Annotated in this window: 27 protein-coding genes, 1 pseudogene and 1 riboswitch; of the genes and pseudogenes, 12 read left to right on the top strand and 16 right to left on the bottom strand. The window is 37.0% G+C overall.

Going from position 1 to position 21,103, the window contains the following annotated elements:
* The first annotated feature begins 96 nt into the window (after positions 1 to 96).
* Positions 97 to 378 carry a hypothetical protein gene (locus DF281_RS12140; protein WP_109350530.1) on the top strand — a complete coding sequence of 94 codons (282 nt, stop codon included), beginning with the start codon at positions 97 to 99 and terminating at the stop codon, positions 376 to 378.
* A gap of 100 nt (positions 379 to 478) precedes the next feature.
* A complete protein-coding gene (locus tag DF281_RS12135; RefSeq protein ID WP_109350529.1) occupies positions 479 to 826 on the top strand; it encodes a YxeA family protein in 348 nt (115 codons plus the stop codon).
* A 54-nt stretch (positions 827 to 880) separates the two neighbouring features.
* Here DF281_RS12135 and DF281_RS12130 read toward each other — a convergent pair whose 3' ends face one another.
* A complete protein-coding gene (locus DF281_RS12130; RefSeq protein ID WP_109350528.1) occupies positions 881 to 1,771 on the bottom strand; it encodes a DMT family transporter in 891 nt (296 codons plus the stop codon).
* A gap of 113 nt (positions 1,772 to 1,884) precedes the next feature.
* Between DF281_RS12130 and DF281_RS12125 the strand changes: the two genes are divergently transcribed.
* Complete coding sequence (locus DF281_RS12125; protein ID WP_109350527.1) at positions 1,885 to 2,766, top strand: LysR family transcriptional regulator; 882 nt, start codon at positions 1,885 to 1,887, stop codon at positions 2,764 to 2,766.
* Between the two features lie 22 nt (positions 2,767 to 2,788).
* On the opposite strand, the gene DF281_RS12120 is transcribed toward DF281_RS12125, so the two are convergent.
* The 10 genes from DF281_RS12120 to DF281_RS12075 form a co-directional block, all read right to left on the bottom strand.
* Positions 2,789 to 3,052, bottom strand: a complete 264-nt coding sequence (locus DF281_RS12120; RefSeq protein ID WP_166636138.1) for a hypothetical protein — start codon at positions 3,050 to 3,052, stop codon at positions 2,789 to 2,791.
* An 88-nt stretch (positions 3,053 to 3,140) separates the two neighbouring features.
* Complete coding sequence (locus DF281_RS12115; RefSeq protein ID WP_109350525.1) at positions 3,141 to 4,097, bottom strand: aldolase catalytic domain-containing protein; 957 nt, start codon at positions 4,095 to 4,097, stop codon at positions 3,141 to 3,143.
* A 140-nt stretch (positions 4,098 to 4,237) separates the two neighbouring features.
* Entirely contained in the window at positions 4,238 to 4,870 is a 633-nt protein-coding gene (locus tag DF281_RS12110; RefSeq protein WP_109350524.1) for a hypothetical protein, read from the bottom strand.
* A 42-nt stretch (positions 4,871 to 4,912) separates the two neighbouring features.
* Positions 4,913 to 5,551 (bottom strand): P-loop NTPase family protein, encoded by a 639-nt coding sequence (locus tag DF281_RS12105; RefSeq protein WP_109350523.1) that lies wholly within the window; start codon positions 5,549 to 5,551, stop codon positions 4,913 to 4,915.
* Positions 5,544 to 6,734 carry an ABC transporter permease gene (locus DF281_RS12100; protein WP_109350522.1) on the bottom strand — a complete coding sequence of 397 codons (1,191 nt, stop codon included), beginning with the start codon at positions 6,732 to 6,734 and terminating at the stop codon, positions 5,544 to 5,546. The genes DF281_RS12105 and DF281_RS12100 overlap by 8 nt, the downstream gene beginning before the upstream one ends.
* A gap of 159 nt (positions 6,735 to 6,893) precedes the next feature.
* Entirely contained in the window at positions 6,894 to 8,231 is a 1,338-nt protein-coding gene (gene brnQ, locus DF281_RS12095; RefSeq protein ID WP_109350521.1) for a branched-chain amino acid transport system II carrier protein, read from the bottom strand.
* A 222-nt stretch (positions 8,232 to 8,453) separates the two neighbouring features.
* Positions 8,454 to 8,636, bottom strand: a complete 183-nt coding sequence (locus DF281_RS12090; RefSeq protein WP_109350520.1) for a hypothetical protein — start codon at positions 8,634 to 8,636, stop codon at positions 8,454 to 8,456.
* A 190-nt stretch (positions 8,637 to 8,826) separates the two neighbouring features.
* Positions 8,827 to 9,012: riboswitch (cobalamin riboswitch) on the bottom strand.
* Between the two features lie 59 nt (positions 9,013 to 9,071).
* Positions 9,072 to 9,518, bottom strand: a complete 447-nt coding sequence (locus DF281_RS12085) for a GNAT family N-acetyltransferase (protein ID WP_109350519.1) — start codon at positions 9,516 to 9,518, stop codon at positions 9,072 to 9,074.
* Between the two features lie 18 nt (positions 9,519 to 9,536).
* Complete coding sequence (locus DF281_RS12080; protein WP_109350518.1) at positions 9,537 to 10,208, bottom strand: GNAT family N-acetyltransferase; 672 nt, start codon at positions 10,206 to 10,208, stop codon at positions 9,537 to 9,539.
* Between the two features lie 84 nt (positions 10,209 to 10,292).
* A complete protein-coding gene (locus DF281_RS12075; protein WP_109350517.1) occupies positions 10,293 to 10,802 on the bottom strand; it encodes a YfiT family bacillithiol transferase in 510 nt (169 codons plus the stop codon).
* 167 nt (positions 10,803 to 10,969) lie between these two features.
* On the opposite strand from DF281_RS12075, the gene DF281_RS12070 reads away from it, so the two are divergent.
* Together DF281_RS12070 and DF281_RS14970 are read left to right on the top strand one after the other, a co-directional pair.
* Positions 10,970 to 11,836, top strand: coding sequence for a lysozyme inhibitor LprI family protein (locus DF281_RS12070; RefSeq protein WP_109350516.1), 867 nt, complete (start codon positions 10,970 to 10,972; stop codon positions 11,834 to 11,836).
* 193 nt (positions 11,837 to 12,029) lie between these two features.
* Positions 12,030 to 12,152: a hypothetical protein gene (locus DF281_RS14970; RefSeq protein ID WP_256595775.1), complete on the top strand. Its 123-nt coding sequence runs from the start codon at positions 12,030 to 12,032 to the stop codon at positions 12,150 to 12,152.
* Positions 12,153 to 12,232: 80 nt separating this feature from the next.
* On the opposite strand, the gene DF281_RS12065 is transcribed toward DF281_RS14970, so the two are convergent.
* From DF281_RS12065 to DF281_RS12045, 3 genes are all read right to left on the bottom strand, one after another.
* Positions 12,233 to 12,943, bottom strand: coding sequence for an AraC family transcriptional regulator (locus DF281_RS12065; RefSeq protein ID WP_109350515.1), 711 nt, complete (start codon positions 12,941 to 12,943; stop codon positions 12,233 to 12,235).
* Entirely contained in the window at positions 12,943 to 14,028 is a 1,086-nt protein-coding gene (locus DF281_RS12060) for an NADH-dependent flavin oxidoreductase (protein WP_109350514.1), read from the bottom strand. The genes DF281_RS12065 and DF281_RS12060 overlap by 1 nt, the downstream gene beginning before the upstream one ends.
* Before the next feature lie 494 nt (positions 14,029 to 14,522).
* Positions 14,523 to 15,086: an alpha/beta hydrolase gene (locus DF281_RS12045; protein WP_109350511.1), complete on the bottom strand. Its 564-nt coding sequence runs from the start codon at positions 15,084 to 15,086 to the stop codon at positions 14,523 to 14,525.
* Positions 15,087 to 15,126: 40 nt separating this feature from the next.
* Here DF281_RS12045 and DF281_RS12040 point away from each other — a divergent pair, with 40 nt between their 5' ends.
* Positions 15,127 to 16,074 carry a VOC family protein gene (locus tag DF281_RS12040; RefSeq protein WP_109350510.1) on the top strand — a complete coding sequence of 316 codons (948 nt, stop codon included), beginning with the start codon at positions 15,127 to 15,129 and terminating at the stop codon, positions 16,072 to 16,074.
* 47 nt (positions 16,075 to 16,121) lie between these two features.
* On the opposite strand, the gene DF281_RS12035 is transcribed toward DF281_RS12040, so the two are convergent.
* Together DF281_RS12035 and DF281_RS12030 are read right to left on the bottom strand one after the other, a co-directional pair.
* Positions 16,122 to 16,499 carry a VOC family protein gene (locus DF281_RS12035; RefSeq protein WP_109350509.1) on the bottom strand — a complete coding sequence of 126 codons (378 nt, stop codon included), beginning with the start codon at positions 16,497 to 16,499 and terminating at the stop codon, positions 16,122 to 16,124.
* 13 nt (positions 16,500 to 16,512) lie between these two features.
* A complete protein-coding gene (locus tag DF281_RS12030; RefSeq protein WP_109350508.1) occupies positions 16,513 to 17,076 on the bottom strand; it encodes a DUF4256 domain-containing protein in 564 nt (187 codons plus the stop codon).
* A gap of 189 nt (positions 17,077 to 17,265) precedes the next feature.
* Here DF281_RS12030 and DF281_RS12025 point away from each other — a divergent pair, with 189 nt between their 5' ends.
* The 6 genes and pseudogenes from DF281_RS12025 to DF281_RS12000 all read left to right on the top strand — a co-directional run bounded on the left by DF281_RS12025 (position 17,266) and on the right by DF281_RS12000 (position 21,004).
* Positions 17,266 to 17,760 (top strand): RNA polymerase sigma factor, encoded by a 495-nt coding sequence (locus tag DF281_RS12025; RefSeq protein ID WP_166636139.1) that lies wholly within the window; start codon positions 17,266 to 17,268, stop codon positions 17,758 to 17,760.
* The gene (locus DF281_RS12020) at positions 17,757 to 18,290 is read left to right on the top strand and encodes a zf-HC2 domain-containing protein (RefSeq protein WP_109350506.1); all 534 of its coding nucleotides are present in this window, start codon (positions 17,757 to 17,759) and stop codon (positions 18,288 to 18,290) included. Before DF281_RS12025 ends, DF281_RS12020 begins: the two co-directional genes overlap by 4 nt.
* Position 18,291: 1 nt before the next feature.
* The gene (locus DF281_RS12015) at positions 18,292 to 18,951 is read left to right on the top strand and encodes a YfjL-like protein (RefSeq protein ID WP_109350505.1); all 660 of its coding nucleotides are present in this window, start codon (positions 18,292 to 18,294) and stop codon (positions 18,949 to 18,951) included.
* 130 nt (positions 18,952 to 19,081) lie between these two features.
* Positions 19,082 to 20,331: pseudogene (locus DF281_RS12010) on the top strand (Y-family DNA polymerase).
* A gap of 12 nt (positions 20,332 to 20,343) precedes the next feature.
* On the top strand, positions 20,344 to 20,670 hold the full coding sequence (locus DF281_RS12005) for a YolD-like family protein (RefSeq protein WP_109350504.1): 327 nt from the start codon (positions 20,344 to 20,346) through the stop codon (positions 20,668 to 20,670).
* A complete protein-coding gene (locus DF281_RS12000; protein ID WP_109350503.1) occupies positions 20,663 to 21,004 on the top strand; it encodes a YhjD family protein in 342 nt (113 codons plus the stop codon). The genes DF281_RS12005 and DF281_RS12000 overlap by 8 nt, the downstream gene beginning before the upstream one ends.
* Positions 21,005 to 21,103 lie beyond the last annotated feature (99 nt).

The raw sequence follows: 21,103 nt of genomic DNA, 5'->3' as shown, positions 1-21,103 counted from the left end.
CAAATATATCGTTATTTTCGAGAAATTAAATTTGCATATGTGTTGAAATTTTTATAGACTAGAAAGCGTCAGTTTTTTAGAAAAGAAGGTGATCTTGTGGAAGACGCGTTGCATTATTTCGTCATTTCTACAGATGCAGGATATTATGCTCTATCTGGTTTTGTCGCTGAAGTGGAAGAAGCTCAAGCTTTTTGTTCACAAGCTGACGCAGAGAAAGCAGCTCAAATTGTTCGTGGCACTGTATGCCCGCAGTTCGTTCTTTATGACGAGCTTGAACAATCATTCATTGATCGTTCGTTACAATATGAGCTCCTTTATACACTAGAGGAGCAACAAGAAATTCGCAATATTTGTGAATCGATAAAAATAGCGAACTAAGTCTGAGGTCTGAGAGATGTTTACACTCTAAGACCTTTTTTCTTTGTCCTTTTCTCCAATATAATGAGAGGTATACAAAAAACAAGCGGAGGACCTTACTATGCAAACAATCTTCAAACTGCTACTAACATTCACAATTGGAGTTGGAACTGTTTTAGGGACAGTCTACGCCTTCTCTGGTGACCGTTTTATGCCTTGGGTTGAAAAAGATATCGTCTATGCGAAATCACATATAGCTGAAAGCACAAAAAACCGCGCTGGCTTACATACTTATACGACGACCGTTGTCGATGAAAATGGGCATAAGCGAAAAGTAACTTTCAACACGCCGAATGTTTTAAAAGAAGGTTCATATTTGAAATTACATGCGAAAGGGACATACATTGCTTCTTGGGATCTCATTCATTCTAAAGACGTACCGAACAAAGCATTGAATCGCCTTTACTAATCATAAAAAATAGGTACTTCCATTAATCATCGAATGGAAAGTACCTATTTTTTTCTATGTCGTTTGTAAACTGGCCATTTTTTCAATTGCACATTTTTTCTTCGAGTTGTAATTGGCAACCGTTACACCGACCATAATTAAAGCCGCACCGATATAACCGTTCACGCCCATGATTTCTTTTAAGAAGATGAAGGCAAATATAGCTGAGAAAATTGGTTCTAACGAAAATAAGAATCCTGTATTTTCTGGTGTCGTATATTTCTGAGCGATTGGCTGCATGACAAATCCATATGCCGAGCAGATGAACGCTAATCCTAAAATCGAAATCCATGAAATAGCGGTTGTTGGTAAGCTAGGTGTTTCGAAAAGGAATGCTGCAACAATTGCATAAAGCGAACCGAAGCCTAGTTGATAAATCCCTAGTTGTAACACATCTACTTTTCTCACAAAGCGATTCGTCACGATAATATGCACTGCGTATAAAAATGCACCTACTAAGCAATAAACGGCCCCCATTTCAATTGATAGGCCATTTTTCAATGTAAGAAATGCTAATCCCACTCCGACTAAAGCAAGTCCAATGACGATGTTTTTTTTCGGTAATTTACGCGTGATGAACATTTGAAGTATTGGTACGAGTACAACTGTCGTAGTCGTTAAAAATCCTGCTGTCGATGCAGATGTATATTTCGTTCCTAATAATAGTCCAACAAATATACCGAATAATAATGCACCTACAATTGCGCTATATTTAAGTGTTTGCCAATTGACACGAATCATTCTCTTATAAAATAATAACCACATGAATACGAATGCGATGACACTTCGTAAAGCGACGATCGTCAATGGTGGAACGTCTGTAGCTACTACTTTCATGAACATATAGGAAGTTCCCCAAGCCATCGATACGGTCACTAATAATAAATTTGCTCTCTGCTGTGTCACTTTTACACTCCCTTTGAATCTTTGTTTTTATTAGATTATCATCTCCTTTTACATTAATAAAACGAATAATTATAATGGTTATATTAGATATACTTATACAAGGGGGTGCAAAGATGAATATTTATGAATCTTTTATCAAAATAATCGAGTTAGGCAGTTTCACAAAGGCTGCGGAATCACTTGGCTACACACAATCTGCCATCAGTCAGATGATCAATAATTTGGAAAAGGAACTTGATACAACGCTTATTATACGCTCTCGCAAAGGCATTACATTAACACCCGATGGCGAGCAATTACTGCCATATATTAAAAATATTTGTAATGCGCATTATGAGTTACGTGAAAAACATAAGGAAATGCAGGGGTTGGAAAGTGGCTTCATTCGAATCGGGACTTTTTCGAGTGTATCGACGAATTGGATTCCGACTTTAATTCATGATTTTAAACAACTTTATCCGGGTGTTCATTTTGAATTACAGCAAGGAGAATATACGAGTATTTCGAAATGGGTAGCAGAAGGTAGTGTCGACTTTGGTTTCGTCAATCCAATTGTTTCAGGTGACCTGACGACGATTCCATTGGCACAGGATGAGTTATTAGCTGTCTTGCCTTATGGACATGAACTTGCAGACCATGATGAAGTTCATTTGAAGGATTTGATTGTTGATCCCTTTATTCAAATTGATGAAGGAGATTATAGCGAGCCGCAGCATTTCTTTGAAAAAGCAGCACTAACACCGAATACGCAATTCAAAGTGTATGATGATTACACAATTATGGCGATGGTCGAACAAGGCTTGGGCATTTCGATTTTGCCTAAACTCGTATTAAGTCGTTGTTCATACCATATTTTGACGAAGAAAATTACACCACCTGTCATTCGTACGATTAGTATCGCTTACAAAAATAAGAAAGTGTTACCGATTGCGAGTCGCTACTTCATTGACTTCATTACTGACAGATATGCGCTAAATAAAAAGGCTGAGACATAATTTATATGTCTCAGCCTTTTCATTATTTACCGACGGGTGATACTTCTTCTTCCCATTCTGTTGGCCCTTCGTTACTTTCAATGTATTTGCGCCAATACTTTCCTGTCGATTTATCAAAAATAATCATATTATTTTCACTTACATTAATTAATTCATATGTATTTTCTGATTCACTACTCGCTTTTGTTTTTTGTTCTTTAATCGCTGACGAGATAAAGAATCCAAGAATCGTAAAACTAATAATAATCGCTAAACCAATAATCAATGCAGAACTATTCTTATTCACATGATTACCTCCTTTTTTATACATTATAACCTTTTTTTGTAATCAGTCTACAGAAAAAGAGCCGCGATGACTCTTACGGCTCTTTCATTTATTTAATATCTAAATGTGTTTCAACGCTCGTCAGCTTGTTGAAAAAATTATAGAACTGATCTTTTCCTTCTGTTTTACGCATTGCAATTGCACTTCGTGGATGCTCATTGAATAAGCCCGTTAATGCGTATGCTGTATTGTAGCCCCACTCGACTTCCTTGCTAAGTGGTACGAAGCGTTCGTCAATTAATTTCAGAATCGGCTTCATATCATAGCGAGAAGCTGTTAGATGACCTAGCACGAGTTCTGTCTGACAGTTCCCTGCGCCACGCCCCATACCAAATACAGATGTATCAAGGTATTCCACACCTAAGTCAATGCCGCATAATGTGTTGGCGAATGCCATTTGTAAATTATTATGCGTATGAATGCCTAGTTTTTTCGATGGTGCATATTGTTTGAATAAATTCACTAAATGCTCGATGTCGCGATTGAATAAACTACCGAATGAATCGACAACATATGCTACGTCTACTGAACTTTCCTCGATTTTTTGAAGCGCATCCACTAAATGCGAGTTAATCGAATTCGACACAGCCATAATATTAATTGTCGTTTCGTAACCTAAGTCGTGGAAGCTTTCGACTAAATCTAATCCTTTATCTATATCTTTTAAATAACAAGCGACACGAATCATCGTAAACGGACTTTCTGATTGTGGAGCGAAATGATCTGGATTTACACGACCGATATCAACGATTGCTGATAGTTTTGTCGTTTTGATTTCTGGTATTACTTCTTGAATAAAGCGATCTTCACAAAATCTCCAAGGACCGCTATTTTCTGCATCTACTAATTCTGGTGAGTTTTTATAGCCAATTTCCATATAATCTACACCTGCAGCATTTAGTGCTTCATACGTATCTCTAACGAAATCGACGCTGAAATCCCAGTTATTCACTAGGCCGCCATCTCTAATTGTACAGTCTAAAATTTTAACATTATTTGATTTCATCCATATCACCCATCCTAAACTAAAATAAAATTGATTATACCACATATCTGAATTTTTAGAATATTTTTTACTTAATTTATTCAGAATAGTATAAAAAAAGAGCTAAATTTTAGATTATTTTACGTCATCTAAAATCGCTCCTATAATATTCTCGTCCAAATATTCATCGCGCCAAGCGTCGTCCATCCAACATGTTTCGCCTTTTCTAGCTGTTCACCCGCCTCATAACTAATGACTGGATGTTCTGGGAAGAAATTTGCGAGAACTGCCGGAATATCCTGATACACATGTTCATCACCGAAAATATTGTATACCCCGATGACTCCCTCACTTTCATAAGCTGAAAAGCCACCGTAGTTTTCTTTATAAAATATTACAACATGATCATCATCTAAAATAGTTGGCAAAATAATACCTTCTAATCCTGAAGCAATAATCCATTGCGGGAAATGTTCTGGGTCACGTATCCAAAGCCACTCGCCACTATACGGAACGACTGAAGAAGACGCCATCCATTGCGCTTCAAAAAGCTTCGTAAAACCTGGAATTTGAAACTTTGCATAACTATCGACAATCGTTAAAATATGTGGAGCCAATGGCGGAAATTCGATATGTTCATTCGCAGAAATCAACTCTGGATAATAGCTCGGAACATCACTCGAAGCTTGCCAAATCCCTTGATGATACTGCGTTTGAATTTGATGTGTTTTACAAACGGCTTTCCACCAAGCGATATAGTTTAGAATTGCTTTCGACCTTAAATCAACTTGCATGGTGATCACCTCTAAACTATTAGTACCCACTTCTTCGTATTTCTAATTACCAATCTCATCCACTATGATCTGTTGATCACAACGTTCTATGATGATTGGGTCCTCGGAACTCATAATGACAGTAACTCCATCAATTTTTAAAGTATTTAAGAAATTTAATAATAATTCTGTTTCCTCTGTCGATAAATGCGCACTTGGATCTTCTAACAATAAAATCGAAGGCGAATTCAGCAATGCTCGAATAATCGAGGCACACTTCGCTTTATAAGAATCTAATAACGTTGCTTTTTCATGCAAAATATTATGCATGCCCATTAAGCGACTTAATTGTTCTACTCGTTGATGTTTAGCAGCAGTTATTTTTGAAGATTTCGATTGAAAGAAATACGGTAACTCTAAGTTTCCAAGCACGGTTAATCCTTCAATAAATTCATCTTCTCTTGCTACAAATCCCATTTTTTCTAGTCGTACAGCAGCTAATTCATTCAAATCCTTCGTTTCGTTACGGTGATATTCCAATTGATAAAAGCCTGACTCCAATTTATGAAAACAACCAATTGTTTCAAGTACATACTTTTTACTTGTGCCGCTAATTGCTAATGAAGTACTTTTTTCGACGGCTATATTTAACCCTTTAAAATGAGGCAGAATTGTCGCGTTTTTTAATTGAACTTTAGACATGCTCTCTCTCCATTTCAACTTTGGTTCTTTTATTTACAACTAATACGATACAAGTCGCAATGATGATACTTACAACTAAATAGATGATTGCGAGTTTAATCGCCATTTGCGAAACGACCAAGAATGGCACTAATGGCACTAAGATTCCGATTGCTAAAATAAGGCCAATTTCCATCTTCGTAAATAGTTTAATATTACTTTCATCCATACCGCTATTGATTAGGATGCCAAATAATTTTCTGTTGTTTTTATTGCGTCCTTCTTGTGTTTTTAATAACAGGACTGCCATGCCAACAATTCCGATTAGTAATAGTAATCCAACTAAGATCGGGTTTGCTTTAATCATTATGCTATATAAATTGACGGTCATTCCACCTGCTCCACCTATAGCAAAATTCCAATAATTTGATTCCTTTGATACGTCTAACATCGTATCTCGAATACCAATTTTAGATGCACTCGTCACAAGAATCGCATTCGCTGAAGCCATTAGTGATTGACGAATATATTCATTTGAAGAATCTAGCGCATCTGTGTAATCCTGTGCTGGAATGATTACTTGATGTTTGGCAGATAATTGCGACAATGTAGGCGTCACTAATGTCTGTTCACTTTTTAGGAATCCGATAATTTTCGCTTGAACTTTCGTACCATGTACATTCAATTGAATCACATCATTCACATCATATAATGTGAAGAAACTACTTCCTAAAATTACCGGCAGAGTACCTTTACCGTTATAATTTTCAAACTCTTTCGAATCAAAAAATCGTCCAGAGTCCATTTGAATTTGATTTAATTTTTGAGCAGCTTTATTTATTTGAAGCCCGTAAACAGGGGATGTTCCATTCGCATCCTCCATTTTTGGTGGTGTGAACTCGTCTCCACCCGAAAAATCATCAATTGAAAGATTTACAGGGCTAGCATTATAAAGTGTTACTTGCTTATTATTCTCTAACACTTCATGAAATTTATTTAATTGTTCAACATCTGGATTTTTATCTAAAACCGTAATATTATAACGATTTTGGCCATCGAATGACTTGCCAGCAGTTGCAGGAACATTCGTATGCATCATATGTAAGATCAGAAAATAAACAATCGCAAAAAATGCAATTGAGACGGCAATTAGTATTAAATTCAGGCGACGATTCTGCTTGTGTAATATATAAAGTGCTTTCACTATTTCTTCCACCTTTTTTGAATATTGATTACTTCGTTTATATCAATTTTCACATAGGCACTCATTACATGCAATGAAAATCGATGAAAAAAAGACGAGGAATTACCCTTTATGGAGTAATACCTCGTCAATTTAGACGAAACGAATATTTATTTGTTTCTATTTTTTTAGAATTGCATAAATTAAACCAATCACCGCTCCAACTACTGCTGGTACAATCCACCCTAAACCGATTTCATATAGTGGTAAATACGTTGCGTAAAATTGTTCAATTGAATCTAAAAATCCAATCGTTGCTGCTGGAATTTCTGCAATTAACGCTTTATATCCATCAATTAAACTAACGAAGAATGTTAAGAACATTGATGTCGCATAAACACTTCTTCTCGCTTTAAATAATGGCGCGAATAAAGTTAATAAAATCAGTACAATCGCTAGTGGATACAAGAACATTAACACTGGTACTGCGAATTTAATAATATTACTCAAACCAACATTCGCGATCGCAAATGATACGAAAGTTAAAATAAATACGAACCATTTATAACTGATTTTCGGTAGTACTTCATGGAAGAATTCGCTACATGCTGTAATTAGGCCAATACTCGTTTTTAAACAAGCTAAAATAATGATGATCGCTAGTAAAATACCTCCGAATGAGCCGAAGAAATGTTTCGCTACTGCCGCGAAAATTAATCCACCATTATCAAATGTACCTACTGCTGCAACACTTGTCCCACCCATATATGTGATGAAACCGTAAATAATCATCATCAATGCCATCGCAAAGATTCCTGATTTCCAAGTAGCTAATGCGATATCTTTTGTAGATGTAATACCACGGCTCTTAATCGCATTGATTACGACGATTCCGAATGCTAGTGAAGCAAGTGCATCCATTGTATTGTAGCCACCTTTGAAGCCACTCATGAATGCTTGGTTCACATATTCACCAACCGGTTTTTCGAAGCTTCCCATTGGATTTAAGACACTTACAATTATTAATAGGAAGAGGAAAACTAAAAAGGCTGGTGTTAAATACTTGCCGATATAATCCATTACTTTCGCTGGATTTAATGAGAAGTAATACACAACTAAGAAAAAGACAAAACTAAAAATTGCTAACCATAATTTTACTTGATCTGGTTCTAAAAACGGCTCTACACCAACTGTGAATGATACGGTAGCTGTTCTTGGAATCGCAAAGAATGGTCCGATTGTTAAATATAATACGACAGAAAATATTAATCCGAATAACGGGTGGACACGATTCCCTAAATCTCTTAATCCATTACTGCCAGACAGTCCGATTGCCAAAATCCCCATAAAAGGTAAGCCAATTGCTGTCACTAAAAATCCTACTAGCGCTAACCAAAATTGCGTTCCTGCCATTTGCCCAAGTTCGATTGGGAAAATTAAATTTCCTGCACCGAAGAACATCCCGAATAACATAGTTCCGATGATGGCATATGTAGAAAATGGTACTTTTGCTTTCATGCTTTCACTCCTTTACGACTTTAATAGTCTTTTTGAAATAGTAATTAAAGTATATTATCAGTATTCCGAATGATATACAACCTAAATTGTTAAATAAAAGAAACTGTTCACTCAAATCAGTTAATTTCGTCGAATTTTTCGACTATTCCTACAATTAAAATACTTTAAATTGTATAAATATAAAAGGAGTATCACAAATGAATGTGACACTCCTCGTCTATACTAACCTACTAATTCAGATTTCACTTTATAGTATGCAGTTCGGATATATTGTGAATGCTCGTTGTGTTCGTGAATCATTTCATCTGCAATATTTTTCAATGATACGGTTTGACCTGACGCTAGCATGAACATAATTTTCTCTCTAAGTTGTTCTTCATACTGATGATCCATTAATTGTTCCATTTAAATTTCCTCCACTCATAAAAAACTCCCTCTCACACTTATGCGAAGGGTGTTATGATCGATTCTCAATGCACGACAAAATCCGATTGAATTGCTCCTGAGCAACCCTCTCTAGATTTACAATCGTACAATGAGCATGCTGAAGAAATTCATTCGTCATACTCAACACCTCCTATCCTCGTAGGCTTTTGGCTGTACTGGGTTGTTGGCAGGTCTCCTGGCTCGTGCTAAAACGTCTACGCTCTCCTTCCCATCTCAATCGACAGTGGATATAAGAGTAGCCTCACACTTACAGTTGCGGGACAGCGCCGGATTTTCACCGTTCTTCCCTTTTAAACAAATGACACGCATTTGTACCAACATCCTATTATTCCGTTTGCTTGTATTATACATGAAAAAGCCATAAGTAGATGTAAATACTCATGGCTTTGAAGTCTATTTTTTTATTTCCTTCATATAATGATAGAAATCGACTTCTCTTTCCATGCCGATTTTCTCGTATAATTTTTGTGCGCTCACATTCGATTCATGTGTCTCCAATGTAATACTCGCTGCGCCCATCTGTTCACAAAATGCGAATGCCTCTAACATAAGCGCCTCTGCTGCCCCTATGTTACGATGGTCTGGCTTCACGAATAAATCATTTAAAATATAACTTCTTTTTAAAGCTAACGAGGAGAAACTTGGATACATTTGCGCAAAACCAATTGCCTCATCATTATGAAGTGCTAGTAGAATAATTGAATCGTCGTTTTTTAGTCGTTTACTAATAAAAGTTTGAATGGCTTCGTATTCATAATTTTTCTCATAAAACTTTAAATAACCTTCAAATAACGGTACTACTTGTTCTAAATCTTCAATTGTTGCGTAATGGATTTCCATCTCTCTCACTCCTCTAGTTTATTCAATCGCTAACTCCACACCATACTGTCGCATACCTAGCTTTTTCGCGACACCTTGTGAGGCAAAATTATCCCAGGTCGTACTGTAAAGCGCCGTCTTCCCCTGTTGTTGAATCGCCATTGCCCATGCCTGTGTAACCGCTGCTCCATAGCCTTTTCCACGATAATTTTCATTCGTAAATACACTCGCTTCAGCTGCTTCATTACTATGTCTTGCCGTACAGCATAGCGATACAACTCGATCATGCGCCATCACGACCATACAAGGCTCCTTCACCTCAAAGTCAGATTTTACAAAAGGGAAATCAGCTGCTAAAACTTCTTTATCCACTTCTTTAATATGCAAAACTTTTGGTGACATTTCTTTTATTTCCGGGAATACATAAGTAGGCCCCATATTAAACTCACTTAAATTCGTTCGTCGCGTCATCTTATTAATGATTTGAGCAATCATCTCATCTTTTGATTCATCGACGATTTGTTGAACCCTCTTTTTGAATAAATCATCTACTTCCTCAGAAAAATAGACGACCTTCCCCTCTTTTGTCGCACCAACCATTACAGTCGGAGCAGTTTCGAACGGTGGTTCATTGATGACGGTCAATGCACCTTTATGATTTTTCTGATACAACACATCAATATGTACTTTCATTAAAGCTAAATCTGTCATAACTCCACCCCTTTCCTATTATTGTAACGCAATTCGATCCAGAAAAAAAAGCGACTTGTCGTTTTACAAATCGCTCGTTCATTTTTATAGGCTTAAAGCTTGCTTAATATGTGCGATATGATGATTGCCATGCCAAGCATATAAACCGACTGCTTTTTCAATCGACATTTTCCGCCCATTAGGAAAGACGAAAACCCTTTGCAATTGTTCGTCATCCAAAGCTTTTAATAAATGCACCCATCTCGGATGAAGTCCTGCAATTATTTGAAGTGAAGAAGCTGGTGGTAGTAAAGTATCCGGTAATTCTGCCCAAAGCTTCTCTTCGTAAGTGTTAATAACCGGCTCTGATTCCGTTAATGCCAATTTCATACGAATATAACTATTCATATGACTATCTGCAATATGGTGAATTACTTGGCGTACAGTCCAACCATCTGGACGATATGTTTTCTCTAACTGTTCTTCTGTCAAATCCTTTACGAGCTGATTCAATAAACGCGGTAACGCCTCAATCTCGTAAATCCAAGCGACTAAATGCGCACCTGTCATTTGTTCTGGTAATTCAAAGCGACCAATTGGATAACGTAATTCCATTTCTACACCCCTCACTCCTATAGTAAGTTCATTATAAAGAAGGTTTTACACTTTTCGCCAATTTTTAGAACTTATTTTTGGGAAGGATTTATTATTTCGCTAAATATAGGTATTTTTTACACTCTTAAGTGGTACTATATGATTAGCATTTATTAGGAGGAACTCTTTTGAAAAAATTTATTGCAACGATGGCACTATCTGCAGCGCTTTTGGGTGCTTGTGGTAATGGTGACACGAAGGAAGAGGAAACGAATAACACATTTACGAAGGCTGTGGAGCAAGGTAAATTAGCATTAGCTGATCACAACTTAAGTAAAGCACTATCATCTTTTGAGCTTGCACATCAAGAAAAACCCGATGATTCTGATGTTGAAAAATATGTAGATCAACTTGAAAAAGCTTCAAATATTAAAGACTTAATCGAGGCAAAAGAATACAAAATCGCTGTAAAAAAAGCAGACAAAGTGATGAAGGATGACTTCTTACTATCTTCTATTCAAAAAGAAATTACAGCGATGAAAAAAGATGCGCAATCAAAATTAGCGAAGTCTGAGAAAAAAGAAAAACCTGTCGCTCAGCAAACCGCTCCACAAACAACTACTCCTGCACCTGCACCAAAGCAAGAAACAAATAACGCGCCTTCTGAACCAGTGAAAATTAATAACTCTTATGCGACTTATATGAATAAAGCTGCGATGGTGGAAGAAAATTATTCACGTGTTGCTTTCGAAATAGATGGAGAAGCGCAAGATTCTTTCGGCCCTTCATTAAAAGCTTTTAATGAAAGCCATAAACAATGGGATAAATTATTGAATGAAATTTACGGTACATTAAAAGCGAACTTATCAACAAGTGACTTCAATGCATTGCGTGATCGACAACGTCAGTGGATCAAAGAACGTGATCACGCTGCTGAAAGTGCCTATAACTATCCTGGCGATTATGCTGCTGAGATTGCCTACGCGATGTCTTTAGATACAACTACCTCTTCACGCTGTTATGAACTATTAGAACTCTACCGAAACAACTTATAATTTTTTTAAACCGACATTTTTCATAAAATGTCGGTTTTTCTTTTGAAAACGCTTTGTTTATGAACAGATTGTGAAATATTGAGCAAACCCTTTTCTTTTTCTAAAAATGGGGTATTATATGTATATAGGACATTGTTATATAACATTAACAATCTGTTGTAACACAAATAATAATTAGAATGGAGAATGACATATGTGGGTAGTAACTATTTTCAATAACGTACATGACATCCGTATTTTCGAATACAATAATAAAGAGGCAGCTACAGCAAAACTTTCTGGCCTTAGTAACGCAATTTTATCTTACACAAAATAAGAGGTACTTATAATGACGCACTTGCTTTATGAAAAATAACCGCCAATCCCAACTTAATGGAATTGACGGTTATTTTATTTTTATGCGCGAACTTCATCAATCATTTTTAAATATTGCGTATCGCCATATCCAACTTCTTTGAAATTTGCGAGTAATTTTTTCGTCAGTTCATTTTTGTCCACATGTGGATAATTTTTAATAAACTGCGTTACACGATTTGCTTCGCTCTGCAGTTCAAAATACAAATCCACAGCTTCTTCCATAACGGCTACACACTGTAAATCTGATTTTTTCTTCTGCACTAATGTGGATTCATATAGATTCGCATACATACCTAATTGAATTTCCACTGTATTCACAGCGAACTTCTCTTCATCAAAATGATGCAAATACACTTTCCCTGCATATTCTTCTTGTTCTAAAAATGCGAGAATCGTCAAGGTATTCATCTGACAAAACACATCTTCACCAAACCAGAGAACGATTGTTTCTGGCTTTTTTTCACGAATAAATTGAATGACGGGCAGCACTTTTTCTGTATATTGTTGCACCGTCACGCCATGTCCTGCTGCTCGAACTTTCTTAAATTGATCATCAAAAAGTGGCTTTGTTGCTTCGTTAACTGCCATTGCTTCATTGAAAGGAAAAAACGTCCCTTCTTCAAAAATAGCTTCTTTTTGAAAATCTTCGTACATACTTTCACCGTTCAAAATATGAAAAATTCCATCTTGCGACATATAGTTTAACTTTTTTTGTAACCGCTCAACTTCCTTTTTATACATGAACGACATTATTCAGCGACACCTTTCGTCGGCACCCAGCCTGGATTACTTTGAATTACTGCAAATAAGTTCGTTGGTAATACTTGTAGATTTTCAGGATCTAACTCCGTTTCAACAGGTTCACCATTTTGAATTTTCTCCACCCAACGCGGTTCGATTAGCAATGCACGGCCAACAGCTAAAATATCTGCGCCAGATTGTTCTGCTTCTGTTAAATCTTCACGTGTGAAAATCCCACCTACATTGACCAATGGTAATCTTCCGGCAATTTTTTGTTGAATTGCTTCAACTCGCGTTTTAGCATCGCCGCTGTATCTACGTGGTTTCGAGTTGTAGTGACCTTGTGAAATATGAAGGTATTGCAAATCTTGTGATGCTAATACATCAACTAACTGTAATGTTTGATCTAATGTGATTCCTTCTTCTTCCGGTTCTTCTGGAGAGAATCGGTAGCCGACGATAAATGATTTACGCGCGAATTTTTGCTTCGCTTTATTCACCGCTTCGATCACTTCTAAAATGAAGCCTAAACGATCCGCTCCGTATTGGTCTGTTCTCGTATTAGTATAACTACTGAAAAATTGTTGTAGTAAATATCCGTTCGCACCATGAATCTCAACGCCATCAAATCCAGCTTGAATCGCTCTTCTCGTCGCCTCATAGAAATCACGGACGATTTGTTTCACTTCCATCTCTGTTAATTCACGTGGAATCGCTTCACCAGCAGCCGTTACTCGTGATGCGCCAACAACTTCTGGCACTAAGTCAGCCGGGCTTAAATTACCCGCATGGAATATTTGTAAAACCGCTTTTGCACCTTCTGCTTTAATCGTATCGGCCATTTTTTTCAAACTCGGAATAAATGCATCATCGTGAGCAGAAATCTGACCGTGGAAACCTTTGCCACTCTCTGAAACGTAAGCAACAGCCGTCATGACAAGACTCGCGCCACCCGAACGTACTTTATAATAAGCTAGCTCTTCTTCCGACACATTACCATCATCATACCCAGAGTAAGTCGTCATTGGAGCTACCCATAATTTATTTTTTAATGTCACACCGTTGTTCAAAGTTAATTTATCAAATGCATTCATTTCATTACCTCCTGTTTCTGTAGTGTGATTATGCACTTTTTTTCTATTAAATATCAATAAAAAAGCATTCCAGAGATGATCTGAAATGCTTCACATTATCTATTTTTATAATAGAAATTTTTACGTGCTTGATCGACGACATTACCTTCGCATAGATCGCACAGGAATTTTTTATCATGGTCTAGCTTATATTGTTTGTACTTTTGTGTGCCTTCGAAAATCTTAAACTCCTGCTTGCACCCCATACAGACCGACGTATAGAAAATCATTTGAACACATCCCTTCCTTGCTAGTATCGGCTCAGAAAACCTTTTCTTGCCTGATCTAGAACGTTTCGTTCACAAGGATCACACCATAACTTTTTCTTACGGTCCACTTTGTATTCTTTATATTTCTTCGTGCCTTCTTCTAATTTGAACTGTTGCTTGCATAACATACACTCTGTCTCGTAAAAAATCATACAACACACCCCTTATTCAAATAATAGATTTTACTTAAAAAATACTTTGTAAATAATCAATTTCAGCATCCGTTACTTCATGCCCTTGATCAAATAATTTTAGAGACGTATGTGGAAATTTCTCTTCTAGTTGTTTTTTCAATTTCATCGTATCCCCTGCGATGGACATTGTATCTAAAGCACCTGCTGTAATTATTATTTCCACGTCACTACCTGTCTCAAACTCGTAATTTAAGTTCGTTGGATGCATCAAAATAATTCTTTTCGCTAAATTCGGTTCTTTTTCCAACATCCCTAATACGAAATTTGCGCCATTTGAATAACTAATGATCGTCGCATCTTGTAATGCTAGTTGCTTCCACTGTTCCATCATTTGATCCACTCGGTTATGGAAGTCGGTACGGTCCAATCGCCCATTCACTAACGGTTCAAAAAAACGTCGCGTCGCACCTTCACCAACATCACCAATAAACGATGTAATTGCTGCTTCTGGATCTAAATCACCCGCAATTTGTAAAAGGCTATATTCATTTCCACCTGTTCCATGAAAAAGAACAATCTTTTCATTTTTTGTTCCTGCTATGCTAAAATAATTCACAATTACATCACTCCAAAAATTTATTTAAAGGTTGTGCAAAATGACTCATCCAATCATCCATCACGTCTCTGTCATTAACAGAGATTCGAAAGTTTCATTTGAATTTTATCATAAATTACTCGGCCTTGATTTTCTATTAAAAACGGTCAACCAAGACGATATGGAAATGTATCACCTTTTCTTCGGGGATACTACAGGTCGCCCTGGTACTGAATTCAGCGTTTTTGAAATGAAATCTGGCGCACCGAAAAAGTATGGAACAAACTCACTTGAACGCACGATTTTCGCTGTGCCTAGTGAGCAATCCCTCGTGTACTGGGAACAACGCTTACGTGAAGCAGATGTTTTCAATTGTGAAATTGAAGATTACCACCATTCAAAAATTCTTCGTTTTGAAGATTCAGATGGTGTCTTACTCGGGCTAATGCCTGTTCAAAAAAATGTGGATGAATCGTATTATCCATATAAAAAATCCGATATTCCTGAAGAACACGCGATTTTTGGGATTCATGCCGTACATTGTCGCGTTCGTTATCCACAGGCTTCTACTCGTTCATTCGAAGATTTATTCGGTTTACAAGTTGTGGATGAATTCGAAGATCAAAATCATGTCATTACAGTTCTTTCAAAAGAAGGCGCATTATTCAATCAGCAACTTCATCTTGTGGAAGACCGTCTGTGTAATCTGGAAGAAATGGGTTCTGGCGGGATCCAACATATCGCGCTAAATGCTGTAGATGAAACCAATCTATTGCAAGTGGAGAAGAAAATTTTACACACTAACTTCCATTACTCAGGCATTAAAAATCGCGAATTTTTCAAATCACTGTATTATCGCGAGCCGAATAGCTTATTAATTGAAGTTGCTACTGAGCAAACTCACTTTACTAAAGCTCCTGCTCATATTACGAATTTTGAAGATTTACCACTTTATTTACCGCCGTTTTTAGAAAGTCGTAGAAGTTTCATTGAAAGCAAATTAATGTGAACTTATAGAAAAGGATGAATCCTATGCGATTCATCCTTTTTCATTCATTATTTTTCTGATACTGCGAAGTAATTGCCTTCATCATCCGCAAAGTTGAACACTTTACCAGTTGGCATCGCAACTAAATCGCCTACCGTCACACCTTTTGCCTTCAATTCATCATGGAATTGTTCTAGTTGATCCGAGTAGAACATTAAAGATGGTGTTCCTAAATCTAATTCTGGTGACATTTCCGCAATTAGAGCTTTATTATGAAGCATTAATGTCGTTGTTGAATCAGCTGTTGGTGCGATTTCAATAACACGCATACCTCCACCTAAATCTTCATCCATTAATTTTTTGAAGCCCATTTTCTCCGTCCAAAAATCAAGCGCCACTTGTTGATTTTCTACATATAACATTACTTGGCCTAAACGACTAATCATACTAATTCCTCCTCTATACTTCTAAACTTCCTCTGAATCCACGTGAACCATAGTAAGAATCCGCTCCATTATGGTAAACAAATAAATGATCAAAACGATAATCACAGAAAATCGCTCCGCCTAATTTACGAATTTTCTCAGGTGTTTCAATCCATGTAGATGTTTTCAAATCGAAGTTACCTAACTGTTGTAATTCCCGATATTGTTCTTCCGTTAACATGTTAACGCCCATTTCTTGCGCCACATCCATTGCCGAACTGCGAGGTGGATGTTTTTTACGACCTTCCAATGCTTCGCGGTCATAACAAAGACTTCTACGCCCTTTTGGACTTTCTTTCGAACAATCATAAAATACATAGACGTCTTTTTCAGCATCATACTTCACAACATCCGGCTCGCCTTCCGTTGCTTCCATTTCATTTAATGTCCAAAGCTTGCTAGGTTCTGCTTCTAAGCGCTCTTGTATCGCAGCCCATTCCAAACCTTCATGACGTTCCATATTCTTCTCAAAACGCGTTTTCAACGTTTCAAGAAGCGTATCTTTCTGTTCTTCTATTAAAGTCTTTTTCATCTTCATCCCTCCAACTAATTTCTATATTATCTCATTTATCCTATACTTGCTATTATGAAGTTACTATTTTCCACTCCTTATAAACGTTGCCATATCAATGTTTATAAAGAAAATTAAAAAGTTTTTTCATTTTCTTGTAACGAAATTTCGACTCAGGGTATTAATACTATGACAAACAAAGAAGGGAGGATGCTGATGATCCAGATTGAACAATTGTATGAAGAAGTTCAGCCACAAGTGGAAGCTTTTTTCTATGCGAAAACAGGTAATCAAATGTTGGCGCAAGATTTATGCCAAGACACTTTTTATGAAGCTTGTAAAAGTATCGGCAGTTTTTCAGGAACGAGTACATTAAAAACATGGTTATTTTCAATAGCGAATAATTTACTTAAAAAATATTATCGAAAAAATCATTATGAACAAAATTTAGTCGCTCGGTTATCAGCACTCCCTATAGAGGAAGTTCACTCAACGGAACATTTAATCGAAATTAAAGAAGATATGAAATCTTTTCTATATGTATTATCGAAACTCCGCGAAGAAGATCGTGAACTCGTTTTGTTACGCACATATGCGGAACTTAGTTTTGCTGAAATTGGTGAAATGCTCGGCAAAAGTGAAAACTATGCTCGTGTCACATTCCACCGACTGAAGCGCAAACTACAAACAGAAATGGAGGAGCTAGAATGAAAGAATGCAAAATCATTGAAGATTTACTTCCTCTATATGAAGAAGATTTACTTCAAGAAGATTCAAAAAAATTCGTAGAAGAACATCTTACACATTGCGAAGATTGTCGCAAAATCGTTGCTTCAATGGGCAAACCACTGCCAACTTTAGAAGTAAAAAAATCACCGAATATGGTACGCAAAATGCTCCGTAAATCATCTATTACTCAAGCTATTTTAATTTTATTAATGGCATTAGGTGCGGCCTATACAAGTTTCGAATTGGAATCAGGATTACACTTTATTTTAATCTACCCGATTCTCGGTGCATTGCTATACGGCTACTACCGTTCAATTTGGATGCCGCTTATCATCGCAACGATTACTTCGGTCATTTTCATCGGGATCATACCCGCACTTGAAGCCCTGTCAATTCACGATTTCTTCATGGAATTACTCGGCATGCTCGTTTATTTAATACCATTACTTATTTTCTTCGCCATTGGATTCGCGCTCACTAGATTTTGGAACATGATTGTTGGGAGAGATTAATATGAAACGAAAATTAATTGGAATTATAGGTTTTTCAGTACTTAGCATTGTTTTAATCGGGTTATACTTTAACGTCAACGGTAACCCTTATACGAAACATCAAGCACGTGAAGCAGCAAAAGAATATATGACTCAAACTTATCCTGAAATTAAAAACTATGACCTTTCTCGTGGTAAGCACGACTGGTATTCAGGTGACTACAGCTTTGACGTTACAACGCGTGACGATCATGGTAATAAATCAACTTCATCTGTCGTAATGGGTTATACGAAACCCTACAGTATAGTATTAGATTCACGTGCCGAAGCATTAGTAGATATGGATAAAAGCGCTAATTTTTCTGAACAAGCTTCAGCATACTTCTTCGAAAAATTAACGGAAAAAAATATACCTTTCGCTAAAACGGATCATCAAAATAATGTACAAATGAGTATTTCAAAAGATAATTCAGATACGAAATGGTCGCTTCAAACGAAAACATTCGGTCTACCGACAGGCAACTATGAGTTAAAATCGAATTTATCAAAAGATGAATTTTTAGCAGAAGTAAAAAAAGCCCAAAAAGTTTTCAATGACTCAGGTTTAACATACGATAAAATTTGGTTTTACAATGATGACTACGATTATTACTTCACAAAAGATAAAATTGTGAAGTTATAAAACATACGTCACAACAGGAATAGCCTCGCGCTGTTCCTTTTTTTGCGACAAAATAAGAACATTAGTTCGTTTTTAACTTGCACCGAAGAACATTTGTTCCTATAATGAATAAAAGAAGGGAGAATAGGTCATGAAGAATTTACCGAACCGTCCGATTATTTGTATTGATATGAAGTGTTTCTATGCAAGTTGCATGGCTCTTCTGCACAATTTAGATGTCGAGCAAACCCCCATTGCCGTCATCGGGAGTTTTCAACAACGCGGATCCGTCGTATTAGCTGCTAGTCCCGCTATGAAAAAAATTTCAACATTCGTACAGGAAATCGGTTATTTGAAATTCCAAATGACCCCTCCATTCGCTTATTTGAACCAAAAATGAATTTCTTTTTACAAATGTCGATGAATATTACACGCCTAATTGCACAATTCGTACCGAAGGATCAAATGCATATTTATAGCGTTGATGAAGCCTTTGTTGACCTAACTGGCACCGAAAAACTTTGGGGTCCTCCCGAGCAAGTAGCCCAATTGATTCAACATACCATTTATCAACAATTTCATATAAAAAGTTCAGTAGGCATGGGCCCTAATATGCTCATGGCAAAACTCGCTTTAGATAATGATGCGAAGAAAACCGGCTTTTCAAAATGGACTTATGCAGATCTTCCAACAAAACTTTGGCCGATCAAACCATTATCAAATATGTGGGGAATTGGCTCCCGTATGGAAAGTAATTTAAATGATCTCGGTATTTTCTCTGTTGAAGATCTTGCAAAATCCGATGTGAAAAAACTCGAAAAATTATACGGTGTTATGGGCGCTCAACTTTATTATCACGCCCATGGGATCGACTACTCTGACCTCGGCGAACCGATTTCACATGGTCAAATCAGCTTCGGCAAAGGTCAAATGCTTATGCGGGACTACACTACAAAAAGAGAGATTGAAACAGTCCTTTTGGAGATGTGCGAAGATGTGATGAAAAGTGTGCGGAATGGTGGATTCGTCTGTCGTACGGTATCGCTTGGACTGACATATAGTCGCAACGCAATGAAATCTTCCTTTTATCGCTCATTCACCTTACCTGAAGCAACGAACGAAACGATGGTCGTCTATCAAGCGATTAAGCAGCTGCTTCATAAATTTTTTGAAGCCGATCCAGCACGCCAATTATCGATTCGTGTAACAAAATTAGAGCCACAAAACAGTATCCAACTCGACTTATTTGATGAGCAAAAAGAGCGCCGACAAATGCTCGGCCCCGTCATGGATAAAATTCGCGACCGATTTGGTTCAACTGCATTACTGCGCTCGATTTCTTATACGGATGCTGGCACTGCTTTGCATCGAGAAAAACTTGTTGGCGGACACCATAAATAAGGAGGAATTTGTATGTATAAAGATCGCGGCACAATGAAATGGACTGCTATGATGCTTCCCGAACATGTAGCGCAACTGCGCGATTGGCGACAGGCAAATGACATTGCTGCGCCACAACCTTTAGAACCTTGGCAACTTGATGAATTAAATGACGAAATCTCTGCTGCCTACGAATCAAAAAAGCCCATCACACTTCATGTTTACGAAAGTGGATGGACTGAAATTCATGGTTATATTACTGCGTTAAATGCTACGCAAAAAGAAGTTTTAATAGATGATGCACTTATTACAAAAGCAATTCCTGTACGAAAAATCCACCATGTGACGACTGATGATTAAACCAAATCTACAATCTGCTGTCCACAATCTCATCATCTATGATTTAGCCATTCGTACGCTTAATTACAACTTACCAAAAATTGAAGAACTAAAAACGGGTTCGATTTATAAAGCATATACAGAATTATTATTAATCGAACTACGTAAAGATTATAAACCACTTAAACAACAATTAATGTTAGAACGCATCTCCATTGTGAAATGGCAGCAAGTCGATCAATTTTTTAGCGATGTCATCGTCAGTACTTCTGGTAATGACCAATCACTACGCTACGCGAAAAAAGTTTTACAATATGAAGTCGACTCTCTTGTGAACTACTCGCCACTTAGCTAAACCTTGCGGTTCTTCACGCTTGAAGTGGGAGCTTCTTGGGAATAGAGCGTACTTGCAAGTGTATTTCTTTACTTGCAGCGGTTTCTCTTATTTGACCGA

The sequence above is a fragment of the Kurthia zopfii genome (assembly GCF_003143955.1).
Lineage (GTDB): Bacteria > Bacillota > Bacilli > Bacillales_A > Planococcaceae > Kurthia > Kurthia zopfii.
Note: the sequence above shows the minus strand (reverse complement) of the source record. Positions and strands in the feature narration are given on the sequence as shown.

Excerpts from the sequence above, each read along its gene's own strand:
- DF281_RS12065 (WP_109350515.1), bottom strand. The coding sequence starts at position 12,943 with ATGTCGTTCATGTATAAAAAGGAAGTTGAGCGGTTACAAAAAAAGTTA.
- DF281_RS12020 (WP_109350506.1), top strand. The coding sequence starts at position 17,757 with ATGAAAGAATGCAAAATCATTGAAGATTTACTTCCTCTATATGAAGAA.
- DF281_RS12005 (WP_109350504.1), top strand. The coding sequence starts at position 20,344 with ATGTATAAAGATCGCGGCACAATGAAATGGACTGCTATGATGCTTCCC.
- DF281_RS12080 (WP_109350518.1), bottom strand. The coding sequence starts at position 10,208 with ATGACAGATTTAGCTTTAATGAAAGTACATATTGATGTGTTGTATCAG.
- DF281_RS12060 (WP_109350514.1), bottom strand. The coding sequence starts at position 14,028 with ATGAATGCATTTGATAAATTAACTTTGAACAACGGTGTGACATTAAAA.
- DF281_RS12030 (WP_109350508.1), bottom strand. The coding sequence starts at position 17,076 with ATGAAGATGAAAAAGACTTTAATAGAAGAACAGAAAGATACGCTTCTT.
- DF281_RS12085 (WP_109350519.1), bottom strand. The coding sequence starts at position 9,518 with ATGGAAATCCATTACGCAACAATTGAAGATTTAGAACAAGTAGTACCG.
- DF281_RS12105 (WP_109350523.1), bottom strand. The coding sequence starts at position 5,551 with ATGTCTAAAGTTCAATTAAAAAACGCGACAATTCTGCCTCATTTTAAA.
- DF281_RS12110 (WP_109350524.1), bottom strand. The coding sequence starts at position 4,870 with ATGCAAGTTGATTTAAGGTCGAAAGCAATTCTAAACTATATCGCTTGG.
- DF281_RS12090 (WP_109350520.1), bottom strand. The coding sequence starts at position 8,636 with ATGGAACAATTAATGGATCATCAGTATGAAGAACAACTTAGAGAGAAA.
- DF281_RS12135 (WP_109350529.1), top strand. The coding sequence starts at position 479 with ATGCAAACAATCTTCAAACTGCTACTAACATTCACAATTGGAGTTGGA.
- DF281_RS12040 (WP_109350510.1), top strand. The coding sequence starts at position 15,127 with ATGACTCATCCAATCATCCATCACGTCTCTGTCATTAACAGAGATTCG.
- DF281_RS12035 (WP_109350509.1), bottom strand. The coding sequence starts at position 16,499 with ATGATTAGTCGTTTAGGCCAAGTAATGTTATATGTAGAAAATCAACAA.
- brnQ (WP_109350521.1), bottom strand. The coding sequence starts at position 8,231 with ATGAAAGCAAAAGTACCATTTTCTACATATGCCATCATCGGAACTATG.
- DF281_RS12015 (WP_109350505.1), top strand. The coding sequence starts at position 18,292 with ATGAAACGAAAATTAATTGGAATTATAGGTTTTTCAGTACTTAGCATT.
- DF281_RS14970 (WP_256595775.1), top strand. The coding sequence starts at position 12,030 with ATGTGGGTAGTAACTATTTTCAATAACGTACATGACATCCGTATTTTC.
- DF281_RS12075 (WP_109350517.1), bottom strand. The coding sequence starts at position 10,802 with ATGGAATTACGTTATCCAATTGGTCGCTTTGAATTACCAGAACAAATG.
- DF281_RS12000 (WP_109350503.1), top strand. The coding sequence starts at position 20,663 with ATGATTAAACCAAATCTACAATCTGCTGTCCACAATCTCATCATCTAT.
- DF281_RS12025 (WP_166636139.1), top strand. The coding sequence starts at position 17,266 with ATGATCCAGATTGAACAATTGTATGAAGAAGTTCAGCCACAAGTGGAA.
- DF281_RS12125 (WP_109350527.1), top strand. The coding sequence starts at position 1,885 with ATGAATATTTATGAATCTTTTATCAAAATAATCGAGTTAGGCAGTTTC.
- DF281_RS12115 (WP_109350525.1), bottom strand. The coding sequence starts at position 4,097 with ATGAAATCAAATAATGTTAAAATTTTAGACTGTACAATTAGAGATGGC.